This is a genomic window from Pseudomonas aphyarum, from assembly GCF_028657055.1.
Taxonomy (GTDB): domain Bacteria; phylum Pseudomonadota; class Gammaproteobacteria; order Pseudomonadales; family Pseudomonadaceae; genus Aquipseudomonas; species Aquipseudomonas aphyarum.
In genome coordinates this window covers 597628-624175 of the sequence record NZ_JAMDGS010000002.1, presented here as the reverse complement: position 1 = coordinate 624175, position 26548 = coordinate 597628, and the positions used below count along the sequence as shown (strand labels likewise).

The window sequence follows — 26548 nt, the reverse complement described above, 5'->3', positions numbered from 1 at the left end:
GAGGGGACTGACGGAGTAGATTGTTCGAGGTGCACCGACCTGAGATATCGAGTCGAACTCAGGTTTGAAAACCAGCGCAAATCGGCTCCCTTTCCCCCTCACCCTAGCCCTCCCGAAACGTCGGACCGCCCGGAGGGAGAGGGGACTGACCGAGTTGTACTTTCGGGGTACATCGACCTGAGATATTGAGTCGAACGCAGATTTAGAAAAACAAGGAGATCGGCTCCCTTTCCCCCTCGCCCCCCTGGGGGAGAGGGCTGGGGTGAGGGGGATGGATTTCAGCCACACCAAAAATCTCCAGCCGAACTCACTCAGCCAAAAACATCTCCCGACTCAACCCATGCCGCTGCATCTTTTCATTAAACGTGCGCCTTGGCAGTTGCAGTTCCTCAAGCACGGCTTTCACATCCCCCTTGTGCCGTGTCAAAGCAGCCCGCAAACACTGCGCCTCAAACGCTTCCTGCTGCGCCGCCAGCGACTGCCCCGGATCAATCCCCTGCACCGGTTCATCCAGCCCCAACACCTGACGCTCGGCCACGTTCGCCAACTCCCGCACATTACCCGGCCAGTCATGGCTCAGCAGATGGCTCAACTGCGCACCACTGAGCGGCGGGAAAGTCCGGCCCAAACGCTGGGCGGCGCTCTGGGCGAAGGATTCGAACAACAACGGAATGTCTTCGCGACGATCACGCAACGGCGGCAATCGTAATTCGGCGACGTTCAGGCGATACGCCAGGTCTTCGCGAAAACGCCCGGCCCGGGCTTCATCCAGCAAGTCGGGTTTGGTCGCCGCGACGATCCGCAAGTCCACCCGAATGCTCTGGTTCGACCCCAGCCGCTCCAGCTTCTGCTCTTGCAACACCCGCAGCAGTTTCACCTGCTGGGCCAGCGGCATGCTTTCGATTTCATCGAGAAACAGCGTGCCGCCATCGGCGTATTCCAGCTTGCCGATGCGCTTGCCCGAAGCCCCGGTGAACGCGCCGCTCTCATGCCCGAACAACTCGGCTTCGAACAACTGCTCGGGGATCGCCGCGCAGTTCAGCGCCACGAACGGCTTGTCGGCGCGCGGGCCGAAGTCGTGCAGGCAGCGGGCGACCAGTTCCTTGCCGCTGCCGGTCTCGCCTCGGATCAGCACGTTGACCGGCAATGTTGCGAGGTCCAGCACCTGTCGGCGCAACGTCTGCAAGCCGCGCGACACTCCGAGCAGCGTCGCATCCAGTCTGGCGCGGTTGTCGGCCTGTTCGTGCAGGGCGCGGTTTTCCAGCACCAGCCGACGCTTGTCCAGCGCCCGGCGCAGGCTGCTGAGCAGGGTCTCGGGGCTGAAGGGTTTTTCCAGAAAGTCGTAGGCGCCGTCGCGCATGGCTTCGACCGCCATCGGCACATCGCCGTGGCCGGTCAGCAGAATCACCGGCAGATCGGCATCCCGGCGCTGCACTTCGGCCAGCAGTTCAAGACCGCTGAGGCCGGGCATGCGCACGTCGCTGACAATCACCCCGGCAAAATGCGCGGGCAGCGCCGCCAGGCATTCCTCGGCGCGGCTGAACAGCTGCACCTCGAACCCGGACAGGCTCAGCCATTGCTCGACGGCATTGCGAATGCTGCTTTCGTCATCGACCACCATCACCGAGTTGAGCATCAGATGTGCGCCTCCAGATCGATCGGCAAAGTCAGGCTGAACACCGCGCCGTTGTCACCATTTTCGGCGCACAGGCGCCCGCCGGATTCATGAACGATGGCGAACGATACCGCCAGCCCCAGACCCAGTCCGTCACCCACAGGTTTGGTGGTGAAGAACGGATCGAACACCTGACCCAGATGTTCTTCGGCGATGCCGCCACCGTTGTCGATGACGCTCAGGCGCCACAGTTGCTCGTCGGCTTCCAGACGGATTTCCAGACGTTTGCACGGTTTGCCCTGCATCGCATCGAGGGCATTGCGCAGCAGGTTGATCAGCACTTGTTCGAGGCGGATCGCATCGCCGCGCACCCACGCCGGGCGGGTCAGGTGCAGCACCAGACTGACCTGCTCATCGCGTAGACGCGCATCGAGCAATTGCAGGGCCTGATCGACCACCGTCGCCAGATCCAGCCGTTCACGCAAACCGCTGGGGCTCTTGCGGGCGAAGGTCTTCAGGTGGCCGGTGAGGGCGGCCATGCGCGTGAGCATTTCATCCACCGGTTTGAGCGCCTTGTAGGCGTCATCGACCCGGCCATGATCGAGCAGCAGGCGCAGGGTCGCCAGTTGCATGCGCTGGGCGGTCAGCGGCTGATTGATTTCGTGGGCCAGCGCGGCGGACATCTGCCCCAGTGCCGCCAGTTTTGCCGACTGCACCAGACCATCCTGGGCGGTACGCAAATCGCGGGTGCGTTCCTCGACCAGTTGCTCAAGCTCTTCGCGGCTGCGCTGGCGCATTTTCGCCAGGCGCCAGCGCTGGTTGAGGAACAGCAACAGGAACACCAGCGCCAGCCATACTCCGGCGGCGGCGAGCCCGGCATTACGCTGATCCTCGAAGGACACCTGCGGATGCCGCAGCAGATGCAGGGTCCAGCCTTCGGCGGTCAGCGGCAGCGATTCCCACAGGTAATCCGCCGTGCCTTGCGGGCCTTCGACGCGGCGCAAATCACTGTTGTCGTCAAAACTGCGCAGCGCCAAGTGCGTCAGCGGCACCAGCGACTGTTTGTCGTATTGGCGGGTGGCCTTGATCTCGCGGTAATCGGCCGGGCTCAGCGGGTGCAGCAGGCGATAGCGCCAGCCGGGCTGGTTGGCAATGAAGATGATCCCGCGCGCATCGCTGACCAGCAGGGTGTCGCTACCCTGGCTCCATTCGCGTTCGAGTTCGGGGAATTCGAGCTTGACCACCATCGCCCCGAGAAACTCGCCGTTGTCGCCGAGCACCGCGCTGGACAGGAAGTAACCGGGAATCCCGCTGGTCACGCCGACCGCGTAGAAACGCCCGGTGCCTTGGGTGCGGGTCTGACTGAAATAGGGGCGAAAGCCGTAGTTGTGGCCGACGTAGCTGCTGGGCAGACGCCAGTTGCTGGCCGCCACCGCAAGGCCGGTGTGGTCGAGCAGTTCCAGCGTCGAGGACTGCGCCGCGCCGTTGATCTTTTCCAGCTTCAGATTCAGCGCAGCCTGCTGTTCGTCATCCACCGGACCTGCCAGCGCCGCACGCAATTGCGGGTCCAGCGCCAGCACGGCGGGCAGGGCGCGGTAGCGGTCGATCAGGGTATGCAGCGAGTTGGCGTACAGCGCCAGCTGTTGATTGGCCCGCGCGGCGTCTTCTTCCAGCGCCTGGCGCTCGGCGTGGCGAATCGCAAGCGTTGCAGCCAGGGCGGCGCCGGCGATGATCAGCAGGGTGTACAACGACAGACGCAGGGTACGGGAAGTCGGCAGCATGCTGGGGCGAGTGGGTGGCAGGACGGGCTGGCAAGATAGCATGCGCCCGCCCGGTACGGCGTATTGACGAAGCGTCGCCTTCAACGTCACTGCCGGCGTTATTGGTGGCTGTCACCGCCGCGGCTGAATCAGCAACTCGTTGCAGAACGGTCATTTGCGAGGATGGGCCTGGCGTCTCAAGAATTGATTGTCCGTGGTGCCCATCTCCCTGTAAGCGGCCAATCCTCTTTGGGCATGCGCAATATCCGCCATGACGGCTCGAGTTTGCTGCCGCAAGCCTGCTCTGCTGATGGGGGCCAACGTTTCTTTCGTGGTCGTCATGTTGACGTTGGGAAGCAGATCCGCCGGGTAGAGCACATCCTTGCCAAATGCATCGAAAGCGTTTTCGACCCATGCCGAACGCTCCTCGAGAGCGGCCTGCCAGCCGTTGAGCATGTCTTCGATTTTCTGGATCTTGACCGGATCAAGGCGATTCTTGATGTCTTCACCTTCTATTGCCCGGGCAAACATACTAAGCGTAGCGGGGATGATTGATATCCATGACGCCATCACCCGGTTCATCAAAAAATCGGGGTTGAAGACTGAATCAAGTGCCGGATGCATGACTTCATTTTTGAAGTCACTCCAGCTGCCGATTTCCTTGACGGCATCCGTAATGCCGAGGTTGCTGTCTATTGCTGCGACGGACAGTTGTGATGTTTGTGGAATCAGCGGGCCGAGATGGAACGGCATGCTCTTCAACGGCACATCAGCCATCGCACCCGACACATCTCCGCCGATGTTGCCTCCGATCAGTCCCCCTGGCGTGGTGTAAGGCGTAGTGGCAGGGAAGCCAGGCATGGCCATGTCGATTTGTCCTCCGCCAATCAGTCCGGCTTCATAGCCGATCCCGCCTTTCAAACCCTCGACCGTCAGATTGGCGAACAGACTTCGCTTGAGGCCTTTTTGCTGGATGATGTTGTGCAGCCTGTCGAGTGTGTACTCGGCATTCCCGGCCACCTGGGAAACAAAACCTGCGTACAGCATGATGGCGGCTTCTGCTCTGGTGCCTCCCGACGGGTCCACGTAGCTCAGCGGATTGTTCCCGACAAACGCATACCGGTTCAGCCCGTCCGCATCGCCGGCCGGATCGGCACTCACCCAGCGACACAGCCACGGTGCGTAATATCGGTTGCCGTAGTAATAAAGCCCGGTGACATCCATTTCCTTGCCCGAGTAGCGGGTGAACTTGTAGTCCGCTTCGATCTGCGAGCGCGCGGCCATCGACGCTGTGCCGCCGAAGGCGTAATAGCTTTCGTCGCTGATCAGACGCGTTTGCTGATCCAGTTTTTTTACGTTCGAACCCAAATGGTCCGTCAGCGAGTAACGCAGTTGATTGTCATCGATAGCCGGCGGTTTACCGGCTCTCCAATGCAGACACGTCACCTCACCGACACCGGTGACGACAGTGATCCGGTGCAACTCTTCACCGCTGCTTTTGGTGCGGATTTCCAGACTTCTCACGTAATGCACTTCATCCACGTGGCTGACTTTGCTGGTGTGGGTTTCGTGGCGCTTGTAGACCCTCGCGCCTTGGCTGTAGTGATACAGCTCCTGATCGGGCGGACCGCTTTCATGCTCAGCGAGGATCAGTGATTGCAGCTGATTGCGGCTGTTCCAGTCCATTGGCTGGCCGGGTTGCAGGGCCAGAAGATTGCCGGCGCGATCGAATAGGGTATTGAAGTCAGGCGCCGGGTCTCCCTCTCCCCAGCGCACACCGCGATTGCTGGCCGGATCGATGAACATCTCGCGGGTGTAGGTGTTGCCGTCGCGAATGTGGGTCAGCTTTTTCAGGTTGTTGCCGTCGTCGTATTCGAAAGTCTCTACATAGTTGCGCCGGTCGTTGGGATCAGTGGGTTGCGGTCGCCCGGAATTGTCCGCGGGCGGGGCGTCGCTGTGGCCGGTGGCGCGGATCAGCCGGTATATCGAGTCATAGGCAAACGTGCGTTCACCGTCGACCCGCTGGTTCCGGAAAAACGTCGGTGTGTAGGTATGATCGATAATGCGGGTGATGTTGCCCACCCGGTCATAGTCATATTCGAAATCCTGAATCGCCGGCTCGGAAGCCTTCTGCGCGTACTGTCGAAGCAGGCGTCCGTCGGCCTCTCGGTAGTGCCAGCGGCTGACCACACCGTTGCCGAGCCGTTGTTCGGTGATCTGGGTGGCGGCGTTGTAATCCGCCCCGTTCAAAATGTCCTGAAAGGTTTGCCCGCTGAGCTGCAACTGCACCTGGACAAGCTGTCCGGCGACGTCGTAGGCCGATTGTTGTACATGCCCGCCGGCGTCAGTGGTTTCGAGCAGCGCACCGACGGCGCTGAAACGCTGGCGGCTGGTGCAGATCTTGCCGTCCTTGAAGCTGCGAGTTTCTTCCAGTGTCTGCCCCTTCATGCCGAAACTGTTGCTCTGGAGCGTGCCCGATGGATCACTCAGCACCTTCATCTGCCCGCGTCGGTTGAATGTCGGGTCGGCCGAAGCGTTGTCGTAGCTGAAGGTTTCGAAGCCGGTAACACCATTTTCCGTGACCTCCTGCGGGCGCAGTTGCGGATCGTAGGTCATTTCCCGGTGATTGCCGTTTGTGTCCCAGCTCTGCAAAAGCTCGCCGCCGAGCCCTGGCAGGACAGTGTTCTGGCCACCGTCGACGTTGCGCGTCCTGACCACCATGCCGTCGAGCCGATGCACGGTGGTTGTATTGGGTGTGGCCAGACGCGGATCCCGCTGCGCAACCGGGTGACCGGCAACGTCATAGCGCTGGCGGTGGATGAGCGCTTGCGCCTGCTCACCGACGACCGAGCGCAGATACTCGATCTGTCGAATGGCTTCACCGCGCGGGCCGCTGACGGCTACCGACGGCGTGCACCCATGTACGCTGGCATTCATGGCTTGACCTTTTTTGCCGGTCTGGCGGGCGGTTTGAGCAGTCTTGCAGGTGGGGGAGCGGGCGTGTCATCGGTGTCGTTGAAGTCATAGCTGAGCTTGAACCAAGGGTGCAGGATGTCGAACGCCAGATGGCCGAGGGCATTGACGGTCCGGATCGGCCGCCCCGGGGCGTCGTAGAAGATCTGGTCGTGGTAACCGTGCTCACGCATCGCGCTGTCGTTGATGCAGCGGTGGGTATTGAGGAAGTACGGGCGATAGACCCGGATGGTCTCGCCCTTGTGGTTGTATTCGACACGACTCTGGACTCGCCATCGTTGGGTCGCCGGCAGCTCGACCGGTTTGCCATCGGCGCCGGTCGCGAGGTTGTCCTCGGGGGTGGCCACGAAGGCATCGCCCGGCGGTACAAGTTGTTTGCTTTGCAGCTCGCGACCGAAACCGTCGACGTAACGGAGGGTCCTCTGAGTCTGTTGCAGGGGATCGTCGGGGTAACGATCCGCAACCATGACGAGGCTGTGCACGGGTTGCCTGAGAGCGGTATGAATGAGCTTGAGCAGGGTCTGTTCACTGGTCGTACGTTGTTCTCGTTGATTCAGCCAGCGCAGCGCCGAGGCGCGCACGTGGCCGTCGGGCAGGATCAGGCCGCTGGCGATCCATTGCTTTCTTTTGAGTCGTGCTGTTTCTGGCGCAAGCATCGGCATCCAGCTGAACAGCTCGGTACGCACCACACTGGCGGCGGATGCCAGTACGGCTTTCGGATTGGCGAGGGCGTATTCGACACTCAGGTCAGACTGTGGCGGATAAGCGGACAGGGGGGCGAAACCGGCGGGCACTCCCTCTTCGGTGCCATGAAAACTGTGGGCAAGAGGTTGGCCACCGGCTTCGTAACGTACTTCCTGAATGTTCTCGTTGGGGTCCGTGACACGCTGCGGCAACAGTGTGTGCATGTCGTACGCCACCGAAGTGATGCAGCCGTCCGGCGCCGTGAAGGCGACGGCCAGCAGATGGTTCGCGTCCCAGTCGAGATGCGTCACGCCATGGCTGGCCGTCTGCTGTATATCGGTGACGTGATAAAAACCACTGGCATCGGCGTAGGTGAAAAAGCCGCTCTGTGCCGACCACAGGTTTTGCAGCAGATCCTGTGCGGGGTCTTCCGGGAGGAACAGCGTCATCGGGGCGTAGCCGATTCTGGTCAGCTCGTCCCGAATGACAATCGGCACATCGTCGTAGGCCGCCAGGGCCTTTTTGTCGAACACGGCCTGCTCGATGGGGCCTTGTCGCGGCGGGTACAGGATCTTGCCGGCGGCCTCCAGATACGTTTGTTGCGATAGCGAGGTCAATTCCCGCGCGGCCGTCCACTCGGTGCTGTCCTGGTATTGCTCGAAGTTTTCGAAACTTATATCCGCTGCACGCAATCCGCCCGGCAGTGCGCCCACGGGCAGCTTCAGCGCATTGCCGCGCTGGCGCCAGGGCAAGCCCAGCAGCCAATGGCCGTCAGTGGTCAGATGAACAGGTTCGGCACGGGTTTGCGTCAGATAAAAGTACTGCTGTTGCTCATCGTGGCTGTCGATCCAAGCTTGTCGTTGCTCCTCCGGTTCGAAGGGCGGTTCGTCAGACTCGGTGCGGCGCCTTGCACAGGCCACATTGAAACTGTGCGTCAAATGGCCGAACTCGTCCCATGCCAGGTTGATCCCGTGTTGGCAGTTCGGGTCATCCATGAAGCGTTCGTATTGATGGGTGCGGGTTTCCAGTTCGAGCACCAGCAGGCTGGACGGTGTTTCGTCGACCACCCGCACCCGATAGCGAAATTCGCTCAGGGAGAACAGGCGAGCGGGGGCGGGGTCGTCCGCCTGACAGACCTCGGTGCGAAGCGGGCGGCCGGCCAGGGCGTAGGCGATTTCGGGATTGTCGGCGGTTTTGCTTCGCTGGCGAATCCGTTCTTTACGGCGTTTGCCATCGAACGCAGAAACGAGGGTGGGCCCCAGTGGCGTGATCTCATCGTCGAGTTCGCAGGTTCCCTTCAGGACCCGATCGATCTCTTGGCCGGTATGAAACCAGTGGGTCGTGCGCATCGGCGCGGTATGGCCGTCTTCGGCCTTGCCCGGTTCCAGTTCACTGTCAATCTGGCAGACCCGGCCGAAGCCGCGAAACTCGCGTTCGATTCCGTCGTAGAAACCCTCGAAATACTCGAATGACTGCTGCAACTGATTGCCGGTGATCTCATCGTCCTGGCGCAACCAGGCGAGAACCATCTGCGCAAACGGCAGATGGCACACCGGTTTCTGGCATGCGACCAGTGTCTGACGCTTTTCATCCAGCCAGAACTGCGCACTGCTGCGATGACCCAGCGTGGCGCTGTAGCCCATGTTGTTGTTGCAGCCGGTGAGCAGATACGGCCGTTCGCTGACGAAGTGGTAAACATAATGCTGCGGTGTCATGTGCGGCACGGTCAGCAGCAAACTGGCGCAGCCAATGCCTTGCAGGTCGGCGAAGGTCACCTGGCAAAGGTTGTCGTAGCGCACGCCTCGCGGCCATGCAACGCGTACTGGCGCAGCGGCGAGGCTGTTGCCACCCTGGTTGAACCAGATTTCGAAGCAATCAGAGGACAGATAAATGAAGGCCGGGGCGCCGGAGCCGTCCAGGTCGGCGATGCGCACCCGGTCGGCATCGAACTCGCCATAGCCGAACGGCAAGTTGCTCAGCTTGAACCCGTCTGCAAACCGGCCATGGCCGAGGCTGACCCAGCAACGGATTTCATCGTGGCGGATCCGGCACAACTCCATGCCGCTGGCGCCCATGCCATTGAACGACACCAGTTCGCTGCGGGCGTCGCTGAACAGCGGCAACCGGTCCGGGGCATGGGGCACATCCTGGCCGGGCGCGAAACCCTTTTCCCGCAGGTTGGCGTACACCCGCACGCTGTTCGGGCCGATCAGGGCCATGGAATCCAGACCATCGCCGCTCAGATCGCCCAGTCGCGCCAACTGATGGAAGAACTCCACGGGAAACTGGCTGAACGGTTTGAACAATGACCAGGTGCCATCGGGATTGAACGTGTAATACCCGCTGCCACCGGGCTGCGCGACGATCCAGTCCAGGCGCCCGTCGCCGGTCAGGTCGGTGAGGATCTGCACCACCGGTTTGCTGCTGTCGGCGTTCGGCGCCAGTGGCAGCAAGGTCCAGGATCCGTAGACGATTTCATCCGTGCCGGGTGTGCGGCGCAGAGGCTCACGGTAATACCAGGCGTTGTCGTACTGGCAGAGAAAACCGGGCAGGCCTTCACCATAGAGGTCCACGCAGTGGTAGGGCTGGCCGTCGTTCAGGCCGGGCATGTGATCAAGCGCAAGGAAGGATTTTGGGTGGGTGTCGAGTACGAACGCCTGATAGAAGTACTCGAGCGGAGGGGTGTGCTTGACCCGGCCCTGCGCGTCGTAGCTCATGTAGTGCGCGGCGTTCAGGTGGTTGTATTGCAGCGGTGTGGTCTGGTGTTCCAGCAACAGACGATTGACCAGGACCGGCGTGGATTCGATGTGGTTGTACAGCAGAAATTGTCTGCAAAGGCGTCGGGTGCCGACCTCGAAACCGAAGCGATGCATGCGAAAGGGGTCGGCACGGACGCTCCAGGCATTTTCGTTGGCGGCCGCGTACGGCGGAACATCGTCATATCCGGCAATGCGTTCGCCGTAGTCGACGATCAGGCGGAACAGCCAGTCGAGTGTTTCGGGTTGCGCATGATCCAGACAATACAGATCGGTACTGGCGCTTCTGTTGCAGTAACAGACCTGGCGCAGATAGCGCTGTGTCTGATAGTCAAAGCGTGGGTCGGCGACTTTGTCGTCAGCCTTGTATTCGTAAAAGATGTTTTCGCCCACGGGATTCCTGATTTCAACCAGCAACCACGCGGCAATGTGCGTCGGGGCTGTCGGGTCGAAAATGCACGAGTCCGGGGTCCTGCCGTAGCAGTATTGCGAGCCGTCGGCGCGGGAGACGATCCAGAAGGGGTTGGTACCGTCAGTCGGTGTCCAGAGTTCATATCGGTCGAACGAACTTTCCAGACGAGGTATGTAACGCACCACCGAAAACGTCCTGGCTCGCCGGCCTTTGCCCCGTGTGCGCCGGGTGGCCTTGATCTTGCCGCGGGTTGTCAGTTTTGGCCGCAGGTCGATGCCGTCAGCCTGCATGACGTCTGCGGGGGTGTATTTCGGTACACCCTTGCTGGTCTTGCACGAGATGGCACCCGGATTGAAATCCCAGCCTAGGCCGCATTTGCCGTTGCCCGAATTGGCGTCGTAGACCAGATGCAACTCGGGATTGAGCGTGCGTGCATTCAGAAACGGAACCGGCAATGAGTAGGCGCGTTGGCCGGTTGCACCCATTTCCCCCCAGGTGCGTCCGCCCGTGGCAATGGACGCAGTCTGGGCAATGGAGGGCGGGGTAACGAGTGCATCTGCATCGAGAGCCATGGTGACGCAACCGGTGAATGCCGAGATTGCACGCTAACAGAGCGCCTTTGTTCCGACACCTGTCAGATCTGACAGGTGTTTTGCTCATCGCTTTATGGCAGGCGAAAAAAAGGCCGGGCGGTCATTGCTGACCGCCCGGCCTTTTCGCTAACGGATGAAGCGCTTACTGCACTTCTACCGCCAGGCTTTCGCTGATCTTCTGTTGCCAGATCGCAGGACCGGTGATGTGCACCGACTCACCTTTGCTGTCCACCGCGACGGTGACCGGCATGTCCTTGACCTCGAACTCGTAGATCGCTTCCATGCCCAGCTCGGCGAACGCCAGAACCTTGGACTTCTTGATCGCCTGCGCCACCAGGTAAGCGGCACCGCCGACGGCCATCAGGTACACAGCCTTGTTGTCCTTGATCGCGTCGATGGCGGTCGGGCCGCGCTCGGACTTGCCGATCATGCCCAACAGGCCGGTCTGCTCGAGGATCTGACGGGTGAACTTGTCCATCCGCGTGGCGGTGGTCGGGCCCGCCGGGCCAACCACTTCGTCACCCACCGGATCAACCGGGCCGACGTAGTAGATGAAGCGACCTTTCAGATCAACCGGCAGGGTTTCGCCCTTGTTCAGCATCTCGACCATGCGCTTGTGCGCAGCGTCGCGACCGGTGAGCATCTTGCCGTTGAGCAGGACGGTTTCGCCCGGCTTCCAGCTCTGCACGTCTTCCGGGGTCAGGGTGTCGAGGTTGACGCGACGGGCCGACGGGCCGGCTTCCCAGACGATTTCCGGGTAGGCGTCCAGCGGTGGCGCTTCCAGCGAAGCCGGGCCGGAACCGTCGAGCACGAAGTGCGCGTGACGGGTGGCGGCGCAGTTCGGGATCATGCACACCGGCAAGGAGGCGGCGTGGGTCGGGTAGTCCATGATCTTCACGTCGAGCACGGTGGTCAGGCCACCGAGGCCCTGGGCGCCGATGCCCAGCTGGTTGACCTTCTCGAACAGCTCCAGACGCATTTCTTCGATGCGGTTCTGTGGGCCACGGGCTTTCAGCTCGTGAATGTCGATGGATTCCATCAACACTTCCTTGGCCATCACAGCGGCTTTCTCGGCAGTACCGCCGATGCCGATGCCCAGCATGCCCGGTGGGCACCAGCCGGCGCCCATGGTCGGAACGGTCTTCAGCACCCAGTCGACGATCGAGTCGGACGGGTTGAGCATGGCCATTTTCGACTTGTTCTCGGAACCACCGCCCTTGGCCGCCACGTCCACTTCCACGGTGTTGCCCGGAACGATGGAGTAGTGGATGACCGCCGGGGTGTTGTCCTTGGTGTTCTTACGCGCACCGGCCGGGTCGGCCAGGATGGAAGCACGCAGGACGTTTTCCGGCAGGTTATAGGCGCGGCGCACGCCTTCGTTGATCATGTCGTCCAGGCTCATGGTCGCGCCATCCCAACGCACGTCCATGCCCACACGCACGAACACGGTCACGATGCCGGTGTCCTGGCAGATCGGCCGGTGGCCGGTGGCGCACATGCGCGAGTTGATCAGGATCTGCGCCATCGAGTCACGGGCCGCTGGCGATTCTTCGCGCAGGTAGGCTTCGTGCATCGCCTGGATGAAGTCCACGGGGTGGTAGTAGGAAATGAACTGCAGGGCGTCGGCAACGCTCTGAATCAGGTCGTCTTGCTTGATCACGGTCATGAGTCGCGCTCCTCTAAAAGACGGGAACATTCAATAAGGTGCCTGCGGCTTGGATGCATCGGTCGGTCGCAGACACCTTTCAAGGCACGCCGGGGCTGCTGGCGCGACGCTAAAAAGGCGCGGCAGTATACCGCGCCTCCCCGGTGGTGACACGCGCCGGTAGTCATTCGTTGGTCGCATGGTTGGGGGAAGATTTGGCATCGGTTTTCACTTTCATATCGCTGCCCTCACCCCAACCCTCTCCCGGAGGGAGAGGGAGCTGATTTGTGTAGAGCTTGAAATAGATGTCTGACGCGATATTTCAGGATGCCGACATTCGACAAAATATCACGGTCAGTCCCCTCTCCCTCCGGGAGAGGGTTAGGGTGAGGGCGCTCTTGGCGGTACACGAAGGTCATGCCTTTGACGCCAAATACCCGGCCCGAAAATCAATGGTCATTTATCGACTGGGCCACTAAAGTGGCAGCCGGTCTGTAGAGTAGGACACTCGGTCAGCCTCTTATCGCACGGTGAGTCAACGATTGACCCATAACGCCATTCAACGTCTTTTGCTCAAACGCTTCGCCCTCGCTGCAGCCACCTATGGATTGGCCTTGCTGCTGCTGTGGCTGGCGTATTTCACCGGACACTACGATGACTCGCTGGCCGGTGTCGCCGTCGGCAGCGCGCTGGTGGTGATCAGCCAGGCGACCCTGTTCGCCGTGTTCTTTTCCGGCTGCAACCTGCGCTTTTCCGACCCGAGCCTGACCGAAGTCCAGGTGTTGCTGGGCCTCGGCTGGCAGACGTGGCTGATCGCCCATCTGGACGAAGCCCGGGGCGAGTTCCTGGTCTTTTATGTGCTGATCCTGCTGTTCGGTCTGTTCCACCTGTCGCGTCGGGCGTTCGTGCGCTGCGCGATGCTGGTGTTCTTCAGTTTCTGTGCCATCACCTTGTGGGACGGCTATCACTTCGAGTTACCCGACCCGGCGCTGGCCGCGTTGCAGGTGTGTATCCTGCTGATCGTGCTGGTGTGGCTGGTGATTTACGCCCGCTTCGTCCAGACCTCGCGCCAACGCATGCGCCAGCGCCGGTTCGCCTTGCAGGCGCATCAGGACACCCTGCGCGGGATGATGCGCCAGCTCGAAGACCTGGTGGCCACCGACGAACTGACCGGGCTGTTCAACCGCCGGCATTTCCTGCGCCTGGCCACCCGCGAGCTGAATGCGATGGAGGCCGACGTGGTGCACGGTCTGGCGCTGATCGACCTCGACCACTTCAAACGCATCAACGATATTCACGGCCACGCCGCCGGCGATCAGGTGCTGCAAGCCTTCGCCGGGGTGGCCGGGGCCTGTCTGCGCGACGGCGACGTGCTGGCGCGTTATGGTGGTGAAGAATTCGTGGTGCTGCTGCCCGATTGCAACGCCGAGCGCCTGACCGCCTGTTGCGAACGCCTGCGCATCGCCTTTACCGACGTTGAACTGGTGGGCCTGAATGTGAAAAACCTGAGCCTGTCCGCCGGCATGACTCTGCTGGAGCTGGGCGATGATCTGGACGACGCCTTGCAGCGTGCCGATCAGGCGCTGTACCGGGCCAAGCGCGACGGGCGCAACCGTTGTGCAGCCGCGTGGGAGAACGTCGATGCCTGAACTGCGGGTCGGTGAGCGACAGTGGTCGGTGGCGGCGGGCAGCAACCTGCTCGATGCCCTCAATCAGAACGGTGTGGCGGTGCCTTACAGTTGCCGCGCCGGTAGTTGCCATGCGTGTCTGGTGCAATGCGTGCAGGGTTTGCCCGCCGACAGTCGCCCCGATGCCTTGAGCGCCGAGCAGCGTGATCAGGGTTGGCGGCTGGCCTGCCAGTGTCAGGTCATCGAAGACTTGCAGGTGCACGCCTTCGATCCCGTCACCGATGGTCGCCCGGCCACGGTCGAAGCGCTGGACTGGCTCGGCGACAGCGTGTTGCGTCTGCGCCTGACACCCCAGCGGCCGTTGCGCTACAGCGCCGGCCAGCATCTGGTGCTGTGGGCCGGCCACATTGCGCGGCCGTATTCGCTGGCGAGTCTGCCGGAAGAAGACCGCTTTCTTGAATTCCACCTCGATTGCCGCCAGCCCGGCGAATTCAGCGATGCTGCGCGCCGCTTGCAGATCGGCGACCCGATCCGCCTCGGCGAACTGCGCGGCGGTGCGCTGCATTACGACCCGGACTGGCACGACCGGCCGTTGTGGCTGCTGGCCGCCGGCACCGGGCTCGGCCCGTTGTTCGGTGTGTTGCGCGAAGCCTTGCGTCACGATCATCGGGGCGCCATTCGCGTCATTCATCTGGCCCATGATGCCGACGGGCATTACCTGGCCAAACCCCTTGAAGCACTGGCCGCGCAGCGGGAAAACCTCAGCGTCGAAGGGTGGACGGCGGCCGAGTTGCCGGGCGCTTTGGCGCAACTGCGCCTTGTTTCCCGACAAACCCTGGCCTTAGTCTGCGGCTCGACGGCCAGCGTCGACGCGTTTGCCAAGCGTCTGTTCCTGGCCGGACTGCCGCGCAATCAACTGCTGGCCGATGCCTTCCTGAGCCGTGGTTGAGCGCTGAATTCTCAGACGCGAGACCTGCCATGCCCGAAGCCATCCTGCTGCACCGCGAACGCGGTTTGCTGACCCTGCGCCTCAACCGCCCGGACAAGAAAAACGCCCTGACCCGCGCCATGTACAGCCAGTTGGCCGAGGCGCTGAAACAGGCCGACAGCGACCCTGAAATCAACGCTGTGCTGATCACCGGCAGCGCCGAGTGCTTCACCGCCGGCAACGACATCGCCGACTTCATCCAGCAACCGCCGAGCGACCTCGACAGCCCGGTGTTTCACTTCATGCTTGAACTGCTCGAATGCCGCAAACCGGTGATCGCCGCCGTGGCCGGGGCGGCGGTGGGGATTGGCACGACGCTGTTGCTGCATTGTGATCTGGTGTACGTGGCGCGGGATGCGCGGTTGCGCATGCCGTTCGTCAATCTCGGTTTGTGCCCGGAATTCGGTTCCAGCCTGATCCTGCCGCGTTTGTTGGGGCAGGCCAAAGCGTCGGAACTGTTGTTGCTCGGTGAAGGTTTTACCGGTGAGCAGGCGGCGCAATGGGGGATCGCGACCGAGGCGCTGGGCAGTGGCGAAGCGGCTCTGGCCAAGGCGCGGGAGATGGCGTTGCGGTTTGACGAGCTGCCGGCCGAGGCGGTGCGGATCAGCAAGCAGTTGATGCGGGCGCCGGATCGCGAGTTGATTCGCAAGGTGATCGAGGAGGAGGGCGCGCTATTCACTCAGCGGCTGAGGTCGCCGGAGGCGTTGGCGGCGTTGACCGGGTTTATTCGCAAGCACTAAAAGCCCCCCTCACCCCAGCCCTCTCCCGGAGGGAGAGGGAGCCGACCGCGTTGTTCGGGCGTTTTACATCGACCTGGAAAACCGCGTTGAACTCAGGATCTTTAAGCGTTGAACTCAGGATCTGCAAGCACCGAAATCAGAATGTGCATAGAGCCGAACGTCTATTTTGAAAGGCCCCCGATCGGCTCCCTTTCCCCCTCGCCCCCCTGGGGGAGAGGGCTGGGGTGAGGGGGTACGATCTAAAGCCCAACACAAAATCCAACCCAGAAACCAAAAAGCCCCGCCATTCACATGGCGGGGCTTTTCATTTTCAGCAACCGGTCACTCAGACCTGCGGATCACCTACGTGCAGGATCTTCATGCCGTTGGTGCCGCCGGTGGTGTGGTAGCTGTCGCCCTTGGTCAGGATGACCCAGTCGCCTTTCTCGACCACGCCGCGCTTGACCAGCTCGTCGATGGCTTTCTGGCTGACTTCGTTCGGTGCCAGCGAAGCCGGGTCGAACGGTACGGTGTACACGCCACGGAACATTGCCGCGCGGGCCTGGGCTTCGCGGTGCGGGGTGAAGCAGTAGATCGGCACCGACGAACGGATACGCGACATGATCAGCGGGGTATAGCCGCTTTCGGTCAGCGCGATGATCGCCTTGACGCCCGGGAAGTGGTTGGCGGTGTACATGGTCGCCAGCGCGATGCTTTCGTCGCAGCGCTCGAATTCCTTGCCGATGCGGTGGCTGGAAGTCTTGCTGGTCGGGTGCTTTTCAGCGCCGACGCAGATGCGCGCCATCGCCTGCACGGCTTCCAGCGGATAAGCGCCGGCAGCGGATTCGGCAGACAGCATCACGGCGTCGGTGTAGTCGAGCACGGCGTTGGCCACGTCGGACACTTCAGCGCGGGTTGGCATCGGATTCTGGATCATCGACTCCATCATCTGGGTCGCCACGATCACCGCCTTGTTGTGGCGGCGTGCGTGCAGAATGATTTTCTTCTGGATGCCCACCAGTTCAGCGTCGCCGATTTCCACACCCAGGTCGCCACGGGCAACCATCACCGCGTCGGACGCCTTGATCAGACCGTCGAGGGTTTCGTCGTCGGCCACGGCTTCGGCGCGTTCGATCTTCGCCACCAGCCAGGCGGTGCCGCCGGCTTCGTCGCGCAGTTGACGGGCGTAGTTCATGTCGGCGGCGTCACGTGGGAAGGACACGGCGAGGTAGTCGACTTCCATTTCAGCGGCGAGCTTGATGTCGGCCTTGTCTTTTTCAGTCAGGGCCGGAGCGGTCAGGCCGCCGCCGCGACGGTTGATGCCTTTGTGGTCGGACAGCGGGCCGCCGATGGTCACGACGCAGTTCAGCTCGGTCGCGGTGGCGGTTTCAACGCGCATGACCACGCGGCCGTCGTCGAGCAGCAGCTCGTCGCCCACGCCGCAGTCCTTGACCAGGTCCGGGTAGTCGATGCCGACCACTTGCTGGTTGCCTTCGGTCAGCGGATGGCTGGTGGAGAAGGTGAACTTGTCACCGATCTTCAGCTCGATCTTCTTGTTGGCGAATTTGGCGATACGGATTTTCGGGCCTTGCAGGTCACCGAGCAGAGCGACGAAGCGGCCGTGCTTGGCAGCGAGGTCACGCACCAGCTTCGCGCGAGCCTTGTGCTCGTCGGGGGTGCCGTGGGAGAAGTTCAGACGGGCGACGTCCAGGCCAGCCAGAATCAGCTGTTCGAGAACTTCCGGCGAGTTACTGGCCGGGCCAAGGGTAGCGACGATTTTGGTACGACGGACGGACATGCAAAGACTCCTCAGGTTCAAGCGCCAGCGAAGGCTACTATGCTCTTGGGGTGTAGTCATTGTTCGTTTGCACTACTTAATACTTTCTTTATTGAACACGGCAACTTTGGGACAAACGCGCCTGAAGATTTTCGACCGAGGGTCGATACAGAGCACAAGACAGGAGAACCCCCCATGCGATTCGTGCCCATTGCCGCCCTTGCCCTCAGCGTCCTCGCTGTCACGGGCTGCACCCGTTGGTCGATGAACCATCATTTGAATAACGCCTACAGCGCCTATGACCGGGGCAATTGCGAGCAGGTGATGCTCGAACTGTCCAAGGTCGAACGCGCCAGCCGTGCCCGCCCTTACGTGTGGCCGGAAGTGTCGATGATGCGCGGCCAGTGCCTGGAACGGCAGAAAATGTTCGTCGATGCGGCGCAGACCTATCAGTTCATCATCGCCTCGTACCCCAACAGCGAATACGCCTACCGCGCCCGTGCGCGTCTGGAAACCCTGCAGAGCCTGGGTCACTATCCGACCCGCAGCGCCGCTGTGGTACGCCCGACTCGCTTTTGATGGTGGTTGTCATACAAAAGCTGGCCGGCTGTACAAGGTGAGCTATAGTCCAATGACACCGGTTTAGAGCCTGGGCTCCAGACCGGCGCAACACCTGCGACTGGCATGAGCAGTACGTGGCGAGCGCCACACCGGGAGCGGGGAGAGCGAGCCTGACGCACAGGCCCGTTCCGAAGCGAGAGTGCGGCTCTGTGACAGGGCCTTGCATGGCGAATTGCGTATGTTTACCGACCGTCGAATCGAACGGCATCAGCTGCCATATTTTCTGCGAGTGTTCAACAGCGTCACCGACAAACCCATCGGCTTTCTGGGCAACGTGTCCGAAGACGGGCTGATGCTCATCAGCCAGTTGCCGATGATGATCGGGGCCGAATTCAACCTGCGCCTGAAAATCCCCTTGGGCGAGGGCTGTCAGCAGGTCATCGACCTGACGGCGTGCTGCCTGTGGTGCCACGAAGACGCGACCCCCCGGCACTACGATGCCGGCTTCAGCCTGTACCGGACGCCGCCGGAGTATGGGCAACTGGTCGAGGCATTGAAGCAGTACTTCAGCTTTCAGCTGTTGTCGGCTTCGGCCTGAAAACAAGAAGGGCCACAACCTGACGAAGGTTGTGGCCCTTTTTTCTTACTCGTTTATCGCAATCGCCCGCTCGTTATCCAGCGTCCTCTCTGCCAGCAACAATCCCATCTCGCTCAACTGATAGATCGCCATCGCCAGATGCCGCGGCTTGTCGTCCAGGCTGTCAGCCAGGTCGAGCAGCAGGATGCTGACCGAAGAAAAGGTCTCGTAGGTCTGGATGGCGATGGCTTCCGGGTTGATGTCCGGGTCGACCTTGAACATCTGCATGCCGCGATCCACAGAGTTGCGCGGTTTGTCCTTTGGGGGATTGAGGTAGAAATCCAGGGCCCGGTGAGCGGCGTCGTGGAGTTTCTTTGAATCGACGGAGGCGTAGGGGGAGACCGGATCGGGTTGATCGGTCGGGTCCGTTGGATCGGTGTCCAGTGGTGGATTTGGCGTCGGTTTTTTCATTTCGCGATTCCTGTTTTGGAGCCACCACCCATTTGCGACTAAGCAAAGGGTGGCGGCTGTGGGCAGGTTAGTCGACCGGAAAGGAATCGCGAAAACCGGTGCGCCCAGGGGCGCCCTGCACACAGCCACCATCGAGTGCGGGGATAGGGAATACCCGACTTGATGACGCTTATGCACCTTCGCGATACCTCCCGAGCGACTAAACCCGGCCGCTGATTGCAGCGACGGGGATCAAGTTACGGGCCAACACAAAAGCGCACAAGCCGGCGGATTCTGAGTGATTTGTAGGCAATGGCACAAGCCGTCGTAGCCCGTTGTTACGACTTGCAGGACGCTGCCGGACCGGGCTGTGGGAAGAGTTACCGTTTGTCGGGACTGTCAGATCCTACAGGTGTCGGTCATGACCGAATTGGCATTAATGAGAAAGGTCAGCTCGTGTCCTACACATCCCGTCGAGGAGCAGGTTATGGAAGATCATGAAGAAGGCGCCATTGAAAATGATGTTCCAGACACGAGCAATTCGACGTCGCCATCATTCATCCAGTCAGATGAAGTCTTGGAGGAGCGGCAGGAGATCCGAGCGTACAGAAATTATGGAGGCACTGGCTATTGGTGCAGTTTGGAGTTTTTCAGTGAATTTACTGCGGACGGGAGTCAATTCAAGTGCAGGACATCACGTTATAACGCCAAGGATAATGGAGAGAAAAAAGGCAACTTATATGTCAGAGCCAGCAGTCAGAACACGTGGGATCGCACCTGGAATGATATAGGTAATCAAAACGGCCAGTGGAATCCGCTGGAAGCTACCGGGTCGGTTAATTCACCGAACGGGAGCGCCACTGTTTACTTCAAATACATTTATGACAGATCGGGTGTAGAAGACGTAGAAATGGAAGTGGACATCGTCCTCACCTTCAAGCCCGCCACGCCTGTCATTACAAGCCCCTCAGGCGATGTGACAACGAATCCGTTCACGGTTACCGGCACGGGAGGCATACCTAACGCTGGAACTATCACCCTGCATAATGCCAATGGCGGTGCTCAACTCGCTACTGCGGTTATTGCAACCGATGGAAGCTGGACTGCCTCTGCCACCTTTCCCCCTGGTCTTACGACACTGACCTTCTACGCCAAACAGACTATCCGGAATTCTGTTTCAGGCGAGTCCAACCGGGTCACTGTGAATCTGGTGGTGACTGCTGTCACCATTGATTCTCCAAAGTCCGGTGACTCGTTGCGAGAACGCCAACCGATGATCAACGGTAAGGGCCATTCGGGAGCGACAATCAAGGTCTACGAGGCTGATAGTGGGGTGATTCTCTATGGATCTGGAACGGCCCAAGGCGGTCAGTGGAGCATACGGCTGACCACACCGCTCCCCATCGGGCCGTTCACTTTTCATGCAAGCCAGGAGTATGCCGGGCAAACGACATGGTCCGACAAGGTGCCTGTTTCCGTTTTGCCCAAGTTGCCTGTCATTACCCAACCCGCCGCCCAATCAGTGCAGAATCGTTCATTCACGGTGAGCGGCATCGAGGGCGAGGTCGGGGCCATCATGAGGATCCTTCTCGATCTGAATGATACGGTGGTCGGCACTCTTCAATCGGTAACAGGGAATGCCTGGAGTGTACTGGTCGATATCCCGGCCAGTATCCCGCCCGGGGAAGTCCGCCTTGCTGCTCAGCAGACGTTGAGAGTGCCTTCCGACCGAAGCGATTCTCGCCCGTTCAAACTAAAGCCCTCACAACCCGGCAAACTGACGGTACAGGTCGATGCCCAAGGCAAGGTGACCCTCGGAGGTACCGGGCATATCGGCGCGACGTTCTATCTCCACGTCGTGAACAACGGGATGCCTTTCCACTCCTTTACCGTGGCAACGTCTCCCTGGACGGTTTTCTTTCCTGACTGGTTGCCGGGGACCTCGCTGGTTAACGGTCGACAAAGTGTGCCCGACGGTGCAGGGCAACCGATCTATTCGGACTGGATATCGGAGGACACCACGGTCGAGGTGCCTGTACCTCCTCCGACATTGAGTTCGCGCGTCAACCCGGACGGCATTCCCACATTCTACGGTACGGGCAGGAACTGGTCCGATCAACCGGCCTCCAGAGTCGAGGTCCGACTGGAAGGCGCCAGTTCCGCGATCGTGCCAATCGTCGACGTTCGCGCAGATACGACCTGGTCCAGCACGGCAACCGAACGCTGGGCTCCCGGTACGTATCAGGTTACGGCCATTCAGTGGTTCACAACGCTGCAATCAGGACGGGTTCAACCGCCTGTTTCCGTCATCATCTCTGCCCCCCCTGCCGTTATCGAAAAAGTGACCCCGAACGGTGTGTTTGCAGAGGTTGTTGGCCAATGCTGGCCGGGAGCAGAGCTGACGATCACGTTCAGTGACAATCCTGCCTCCCATCCGCTTGAGGATGCGGACAAGAACGGGCAATGGGATTTCCAGCGCTCTACGCCATTTCGCCCCGGCAGGCACACGGTCACTGTCACGCAGACGTTCGGCGGGCAAACCTCCAACCCGGTGTCCATGTCCTTCGATATAGCGGTGAGCGTACCGGTGATTACCCCGCCACCCGGTGGGGAAACGGATCATTTGCCGGTATTGCACGGCACCGGCGGGTTCGACGGTTTCACGATCAGGGTTTTCGATTTTGTGACCCACCAGCTATTGGGAGAGACGATCGCGACAGGGGATGAATGGTCGGTAGCGCTCACGGAACTCGATTACGGTCCCCATGCCGTCTTCGCCATCCAGGTGCTGGGTGATCTGGAATCGCCGCCCAGCAATACGGTCGCTTTCAAAGTGGTGCTGCTTGCGCCAACGATCGACCTTCCAGAAACAGGAGCATCGGTTCCCCGGACATTCACGGTAAAAGGCTATGCCAGAGCGGGAAAAGGATTCGACCGGACTGAGGTGGATGTGTACCTCGACGGCGATCCTTTTCGTGTTTATCCGCTATTTGGCGATGGATATTTCGAACAGAATTTCACACGGCCATTGGGGCCATGCGTACTGAACGCCAGGCAGTACTTCAAGGATCAGGAGTCGCCGCATAGCCAGGATGTGCTGATCACGATCGTTCCCGGCAAGGCACTCATTGAAACGCCAGGTATTGGTGAGGCTGTCGGAAAGACTGCGCCGATTTGCGGGTTCGGATTCCCGGCAGATGACGTCGTGGTTGCCTTGCCTGATTTTACGGAGCTGGGGCGGACCAAGGTCCAGAACGACGGGACGTGGCTCTGTCCGGTCGAGCTTCCTGAGACCGGCACCGACCTTTCACTCATCACCGAACAGCGCAACGGTGAGTTCCGCTCGGGTTGGTCTGAGCCCAGGTCCGTGCAGCGGCTTATGGCCCCACCCACATTTGACGAACCGCTGGAGGGCAAGTGGGAGGAAGCAACGCCCGGATTCGCAGGCGGTGCTTTCGAGGGTTCGCAGGTTGATGTGGTCGCCTGGTACGACTCCGACGAGAAACATGCCGAGGCTCTTGTGACCAACGGCGGACGTTGGGCCGGTGCATCCGAGCGAAATCTGCCTGCTGGCCCGCAATGGGCCCGTGCCGTGCAGGTCGTGGGTGGAAAACGTTCCATGCCAGCGGACAGCAAACGGTTCGAAGTCGTGCCGCCTGACGAACCGCCAGGCCTGGCGTAATCCGACCAATGGTCGCGTCTACTGTCAGTTCTGACAGTAGACCTCGTTGGCTCAGTGACGCCTAATTCATTGCACGGACAACTCGAAATCGCCATTCCTTTACTGGAAACCGTGTCGGAACCAGGAGCATCAACATGACCCGCTCTCCCGCCCAGATCGCTCAGAAGATGTTCACCCAGGCGGTCGGAAAGCCCAAGCGTTCGTCCACGACGGCACTGACACGTTTTTTCAAGGCGGGGGGATCGGTCACCGTACTGGCGCAGAAAGGCGTTGACGGTTTGATGCATGACTTTGGCCTGGACCGGCAGCAGGCCGTAGAGTTCCAGCAGCGCCTCAATGTGCTGTCGACCGTGGTATTGCGGCAGTTCATCGAGCACCAATTGACTGCCAGGGATGCCAGGGTCGTTGCGCGTACGGGGCTCAATAACGGTCCGACTTACGCCTTGTTGTTCAAGCCGAACTTCGACAATTTGTGCCCGCCGGATGCGATCGAAGCCATTCATTCGCCTGCGGCGTATCTGACAGACCTGTTGCATTGGGCATTGCATCGGCTGGGGACGACCGATGGCAAGGATTTTCCGCTGGTTGACCGGCGTACGGATCTCGAAAAACTGTTGATCGATGTCAAGTCCGTCCATGGTGCAGTGTCGTCGGTGGAAGTGATCAGCCGCATCATGGAGCACTTCATCACCTCCACGCTGGGGTCCATTCAAAACCTCGACGAGGCGTTGAACCAAAAGGCGTTTCCTCGTGAACTGCCCTTTCACTGGCCATGGGTCACGCTCGATCATGTACTGAAGGGGCAAGGCGAATCGGTGGGCAGCGTGGTGCGCCTGTGTGATTTGCAGTATCCGTACTTTCTTCGTTCGGCGCCCTGGAGCGACAAGTCGGATGACGCCCTCGTTCAAGCTGCACGGTTGAGTTCATCACAGCGGAGAATCTTGACGCAGGCGCCGCATTTTCCGGATGGGGCGGATGAGTTTTACCAAAAATACCTCGGTCTGAAGGACATTTCGGTTGGTAATCTGAGGCTCGTCTCCGTTTTCAATGAAAGAACGAAACTGAGTACGCTGGCGCTTGAGGCATTGCTTTCGATTGAAGGCTCTACTCCATTCCTGTCCGAAAATGCGCCAGATTTCGTCGCCGGTTCTGTAACAGGCAAGGACCATGGGTCTGTTTTCATTCATGAGGCAAAAGCCCCGCCCATCACTATCGTCAATAGCGGCCTGGAACTGCTCAACCGTTTCGAGGATATGGAACCGGACCGGGTTGACCGTGCCAATCGTATAGTGCGACTGACTGACTGGTTGCGGTTGGCCAGTCACGAAACCGATCGACTGATCGTTGCGGCAATGCTCGCTGAAGTGCCCTCGCCGCCCCCCTCTCGTTACTGGATCACAGCCAATACTTTGCGAGCTCTGGGCCTGTTCCAGGAACTGCGGGAGCTCTTTGGATGCACCGCAGAAGACTTCGCCGCTTTCATCGGGCCGCTTTGCGTTTTCGGGCGCGGTACGGAGCGTGCCCAATACGATCGAATTTTCAACAGTGGTGCCGCCAGTTCTCGTCCTTTGGTACTTGATGACCGATCCTTCCCGGTGGTTCCCGTAACTGCTGCCGATCTGCTTACGGTCAAGCAATTGTGCGCGGGCCTGGGCATTGATCTGGAAACCTATTTTTACCTCGCCACCCTGATTGCCGCCGCTCATGGCCTGACTGAGCTCAAATGCAGCTTGCCGATCGTGTCCAGTTTTTATCGCATGGTCAGGCTGCCCCGGTTACTGGGGATTACTCCGATCGAGGCGGTCCTGTTGTTGAACCTGAAGGGAGGTCAGGTCTGGGTGAACACACTGGCCGGCGTGCCGCAGATCAACAACCAACAATCAGCTGATAACCCGGACGTACTGAGTGTGATGCATGCCTTGATGGATTGCGTGCAATGGGCTCAGACCGTGCAGTTACCGATGCACTGGGTGGTGCAACAAGCAACAGTCTGGCCACCGAACCGGCCCGATGAAAGACAACTCTCGCTGTTCGATCAATGGCGTCGGCAGGCCCCGGTGGCTCAGGTGACGGAAGATGTACTGAAAATGGCCGGTATCGAGCCCTTGTCGAACAATCGCCAGTGGTTGCGGGCCTTGGCGGCGTTGGTTGACGAACAGGGACTGATTCGTGATTTTGCTGAGTCAGCGGATCAGACCTACGAAGCCCATGCCCGGGAAATGACGGAGCGGGCCGTGGTGTCGGAGACGGGAAGCCTCGATACAGGTCTGGTAGAGCTGATTCTGGCGGTCGTGCTGCGTTGCCGCGCCAGTCAGAACAGCATGGTGCAGGAGGGGTTGGCTGCGTATAGCGGTCTGAATCCGGATCTGGTTCTGCAGGTACTTGGCTGGTCCGGCGCAAATGTGCATTTCGTATTGGCTCAAGTGCTCGCATTGCCGGAAGCTTTCACGGACAGCGGTACTGTGCTGCGGCGGGAAGACCCGCCGAGCGATCCTGTTCTGCAGGTGATGGCGGAGTTCTCGAGGCGCAGCGCCGTGGTCGCGAGGTTGGAACTCGGCAGGGAATTCCTGAATCACTTCATCGCGACCGGGTATCGCCAATGGTTCGGTCTGAATTCGGTCGACGCATTCGACCTTTCAACGTTGTATTACCTGACAGTCTACAAACGTGCCCTGGGCATGAGCGATCAGCCGGAAACGAGGCTGGTTGACTATCTGCGCCGCATTAACGCGCTGCCGGCCAATCTGGCCAATCACGGTCTTGAGCTGGTTCAGGAGCGTGCCGCGAAGTGGCTCGCCGAGCTGTTCAACTGGAGCGTGGATGAAGTGCGCATCTGCTCCACCCATGTGAATCCGTCGAAAGGCTTGGTCGTGACCCTGCAACAACTCGATGTGCTGACACGCATTCGCTTGTTGGCCAAGAAGACCGGTCAGAGTGCCAGGACACTCCTCGAGTTGGGGACGCTGCCACCGGACAGCGAATATGCCGACTATGAGCACGTCGCAGACCTTGTCAGAGCCAGTCTGACGACCACGACCGAACCGACTTATGCAGACGATGTCATCGCCGGGGGGCTGGACCTGGTCGTGCGCTGGACGACGGTACCCGATCCCGTCAGGTTGATCGCCAACAAACCGGACGAATTTGCCGAATTTACTGTAACGGTAGAGAACCGCGAAGGTCAGGCGCGATTGAACGTCAATGTTCATTGCGCCACCACGCTGGGCCGGTTTGAACCTTCAATGATCACCACCGGCGGCGACGGCACGGCGACGGTGAAGTTTTTCCCGGGCAGCCGGATGGGCAGCGTCACGCCGACGTTCAGGCTCGACCTGGGTGAAGAGACAGCCGCTCCGCGAATCGAGATCGGGCCGGATATGGCCTCACTCCATTTGAAATCCCCAAACCCTTTCCCCGTGCCCGACAGCACGGTGCTGATCGGAACGCCGGTGACCTACCGCGCCATCGTTCAGGACGCCTACGACAACCCCATCGCAGACGCATTGGTGGCCTGGATACTCAATCCGCCGACGAAGGGTGTGATCAAGACTGTTACTGACCAGCAAGGACGCACCGAGTTGACGTTCACCAGAGGCGAGCCGATTACCGTGAAGGTTAAAGCGACGGCTGAAAATTCGACGACCGTTACGTTCCGCGATGTGACGTTTGTCGAAGCCCTTCCCGCGCACCGGCGAGTGCCAGCGCCCCGCAAGCAACGCAAACAGTGA

Annotated in this window: 14 protein-coding genes; 7 read left to right on the top strand and 7 right to left on the bottom strand. The window is 60.4% G+C overall.

Annotated elements, in window-relative coordinates:
- Positions 1-307: 307 nt before the first annotated feature.
- The 5 genes from M5G18_RS04520 to M5G18_RS04500 all read right to left on the bottom strand — a co-directional run bounded on the left by M5G18_RS04520 (position 308) and on the right by M5G18_RS04500 (position 12459).
- The gene (locus M5G18_RS04520; protein ID WP_273899247.1) at positions 308-1636 is read right to left on the bottom strand and encodes a sigma-54-dependent transcriptional regulator; all 1329 of its coding nucleotides are present in this window, start codon (positions 1634-1636) and stop codon (positions 308-310) included.
- Complete coding sequence (locus tag M5G18_RS04515) at positions 1636-3396, bottom strand: sensor histidine kinase (RefSeq protein WP_273899249.1); 1761 nt, start codon at positions 3394-3396, stop codon at positions 1636-1638. The genes M5G18_RS04520 and M5G18_RS04515 overlap by 1 nt, the downstream gene beginning before the upstream one ends.
- Positions 3397-3546: 150 nt before the next feature.
- Positions 3547-6312 (bottom strand): RHS repeat-associated core domain-containing protein, encoded by a 2766-nt coding sequence (locus M5G18_RS04510; RefSeq protein ID WP_273899250.1) that lies wholly within the window; start codon positions 6310-6312, stop codon positions 3547-3549.
- Positions 6309-10772 (bottom strand): SpvB/TcaC N-terminal domain-containing protein, encoded by a 4464-nt coding sequence (locus M5G18_RS04505; RefSeq protein WP_273899251.1) that lies wholly within the window; start codon positions 10770-10772, stop codon positions 6309-6311. The genes M5G18_RS04510 and M5G18_RS04505 overlap by 4 nt, the downstream gene beginning before the upstream one ends.
- A gap of 163 nt (positions 10773-10935) precedes the next feature.
- Entirely contained in the window at positions 10936-12459 is a 1524-nt protein-coding gene (locus M5G18_RS04500) for a fumarate hydratase (protein WP_007960181.1), read from the bottom strand.
- Between the two features lie 521 nt (positions 12460-12980).
- Here M5G18_RS04500 and M5G18_RS04495 point away from each other — a divergent pair.
- From M5G18_RS04495 to M5G18_RS04485, 3 genes are read left to right on the top strand one after another with little or no spacing between them, the layout of a single operon-like run.
- Entirely contained in the window at positions 12981-14087 is a 1107-nt protein-coding gene (locus tag M5G18_RS04495; protein WP_273899252.1) for a GGDEF domain-containing protein, read from the top strand.
- Entirely contained in the window at positions 14080-15015 is a 936-nt protein-coding gene (locus tag M5G18_RS04490; protein ID WP_273899254.1) for an iron-sulfur-binding ferredoxin reductase, read from the top strand. Before M5G18_RS04495 ends, M5G18_RS04490 begins: the two co-directional genes overlap by 8 nt.
- A gap of 29 nt (positions 15016-15044) precedes the next feature.
- Complete coding sequence (locus M5G18_RS04485) at positions 15045-15794, top strand: enoyl-CoA hydratase-related protein (RefSeq protein WP_273899255.1); 750 nt, start codon at positions 15045-15047, stop codon at positions 15792-15794.
- A gap of 325 nt (positions 15795-16119) precedes the next feature.
- On the opposite strand, the gene pyk is transcribed toward M5G18_RS04485, so the two are convergent.
- On the bottom strand, positions 16120-17571 hold the full coding sequence (pyk, locus tag M5G18_RS04480) for a pyruvate kinase (RefSeq protein ID WP_273899256.1): 1452 nt from the start codon (positions 17569-17571) through the stop codon (positions 16120-16122).
- 174 nt (positions 17572-17745) lie between these two features.
- On the opposite strand from pyk, the gene M5G18_RS04475 reads away from it, so the two are divergent.
- Both M5G18_RS04475 and M5G18_RS04470 read left to right on the top strand, forming a co-directional pair.
- Positions 17746-18129 (top strand): tetratricopeptide repeat protein, encoded by a 384-nt coding sequence (locus tag M5G18_RS04475; RefSeq protein ID WP_273899257.1) that lies wholly within the window; start codon positions 17746-17748, stop codon positions 18127-18129.
- Between the two features lie 220 nt (positions 18130-18349).
- On the top strand, positions 18350-18709 hold the full coding sequence (locus M5G18_RS04470) for a PilZ domain-containing protein (protein ID WP_273899258.1): 360 nt from the start codon (positions 18350-18352) through the stop codon (positions 18707-18709).
- A gap of 45 nt (positions 18710-18754) precedes the next feature.
- Here M5G18_RS04470 and M5G18_RS04465 read toward each other — a convergent pair whose 3' ends face one another.
- Positions 18755-19159, bottom strand: coding sequence for a DUF6124 family protein (locus tag M5G18_RS04465; protein ID WP_273899259.1), 405 nt, complete (start codon positions 19157-19159; stop codon positions 18755-18757).
- Between the two features lie 466 nt (positions 19160-19625).
- On the opposite strand from M5G18_RS04465, the gene M5G18_RS04460 reads away from it, so the two are divergent.
- Complete coding sequence (locus M5G18_RS04460; protein WP_273899260.1) at positions 19626-22820, top strand: hypothetical protein; 3195 nt, start codon at positions 19626-19628, stop codon at positions 22818-22820.
- Positions 22821-22954: 134 nt separating this feature from the next.
- Entirely contained in the window at positions 22955-26548 is a 3594-nt protein-coding gene (locus M5G18_RS04455; protein WP_273899261.1) for a Tc toxin subunit A, read from the top strand.

Coding starts and splice junctions, on each gene's coding strand:
- M5G18_RS04520 (WP_273899247.1), bottom strand. CDS start 1,636: ATGCTCAACTCGGTGATGGTGGTCGATGACGAAAGCAGCATTCGCAAT.
- M5G18_RS04515 (WP_273899249.1), bottom strand. CDS start 3,396: ATGCTGCCGACTTCCCGTACCCTGCGTCTGTCGTTGTACACCCTGCTG.
- M5G18_RS04510 (WP_273899250.1), bottom strand. CDS start 6,312: ATGAATGCCAGCGTACATGGGTGCACGCCGTCGGTAGCCGTCAGCGGC.
- M5G18_RS04505 (WP_273899251.1), bottom strand. CDS start 10,772: ATGGCTCTCGATGCAGATGCACTCGTTACCCCGCCCTCCATTGCCCAG.
- M5G18_RS04500 (WP_007960181.1), bottom strand. CDS start 12,459: ATGACCGTGATCAAGCAAGACGACCTGATTCAGAGCGTTGCCGACGCC.
- M5G18_RS04490 (WP_273899254.1), top strand. CDS start 14,080: ATGCCTGAACTGCGGGTCGGTGAGCGACAGTGGTCGGTGGCGGCGGGC.
- M5G18_RS04485 (WP_273899255.1), top strand. CDS start 15,045: ATGCCCGAAGCCATCCTGCTGCACCGCGAACGCGGTTTGCTGACCCTG.
- pyk (WP_273899256.1), bottom strand. CDS start 17,571: ATGTCCGTCCGTCGTACCAAAATCGTCGCTACCCTTGGCCCGGCCAGT.
- M5G18_RS04475 (WP_273899257.1), top strand. CDS start 17,746: ATGCGATTCGTGCCCATTGCCGCCCTTGCCCTCAGCGTCCTCGCTGTC.
- M5G18_RS04470 (WP_273899258.1), top strand. CDS start 18,350: ATGTTTACCGACCGTCGAATCGAACGGCATCAGCTGCCATATTTTCTG.
- M5G18_RS04465 (WP_273899259.1), bottom strand. CDS start 19,159: ATGAAAAAACCGACGCCAAATCCACCACTGGACACCGATCCAACGGAC.
- M5G18_RS04460 (WP_273899260.1), top strand. CDS start 19,626: ATGGAAGATCATGAAGAAGGCGCCATTGAAAATGATGTTCCAGACACG.
- M5G18_RS04455 (WP_273899261.1), top strand. CDS start 22,955: ATGACCCGCTCTCCCGCCCAGATCGCTCAGAAGATGTTCACCCAGGCG.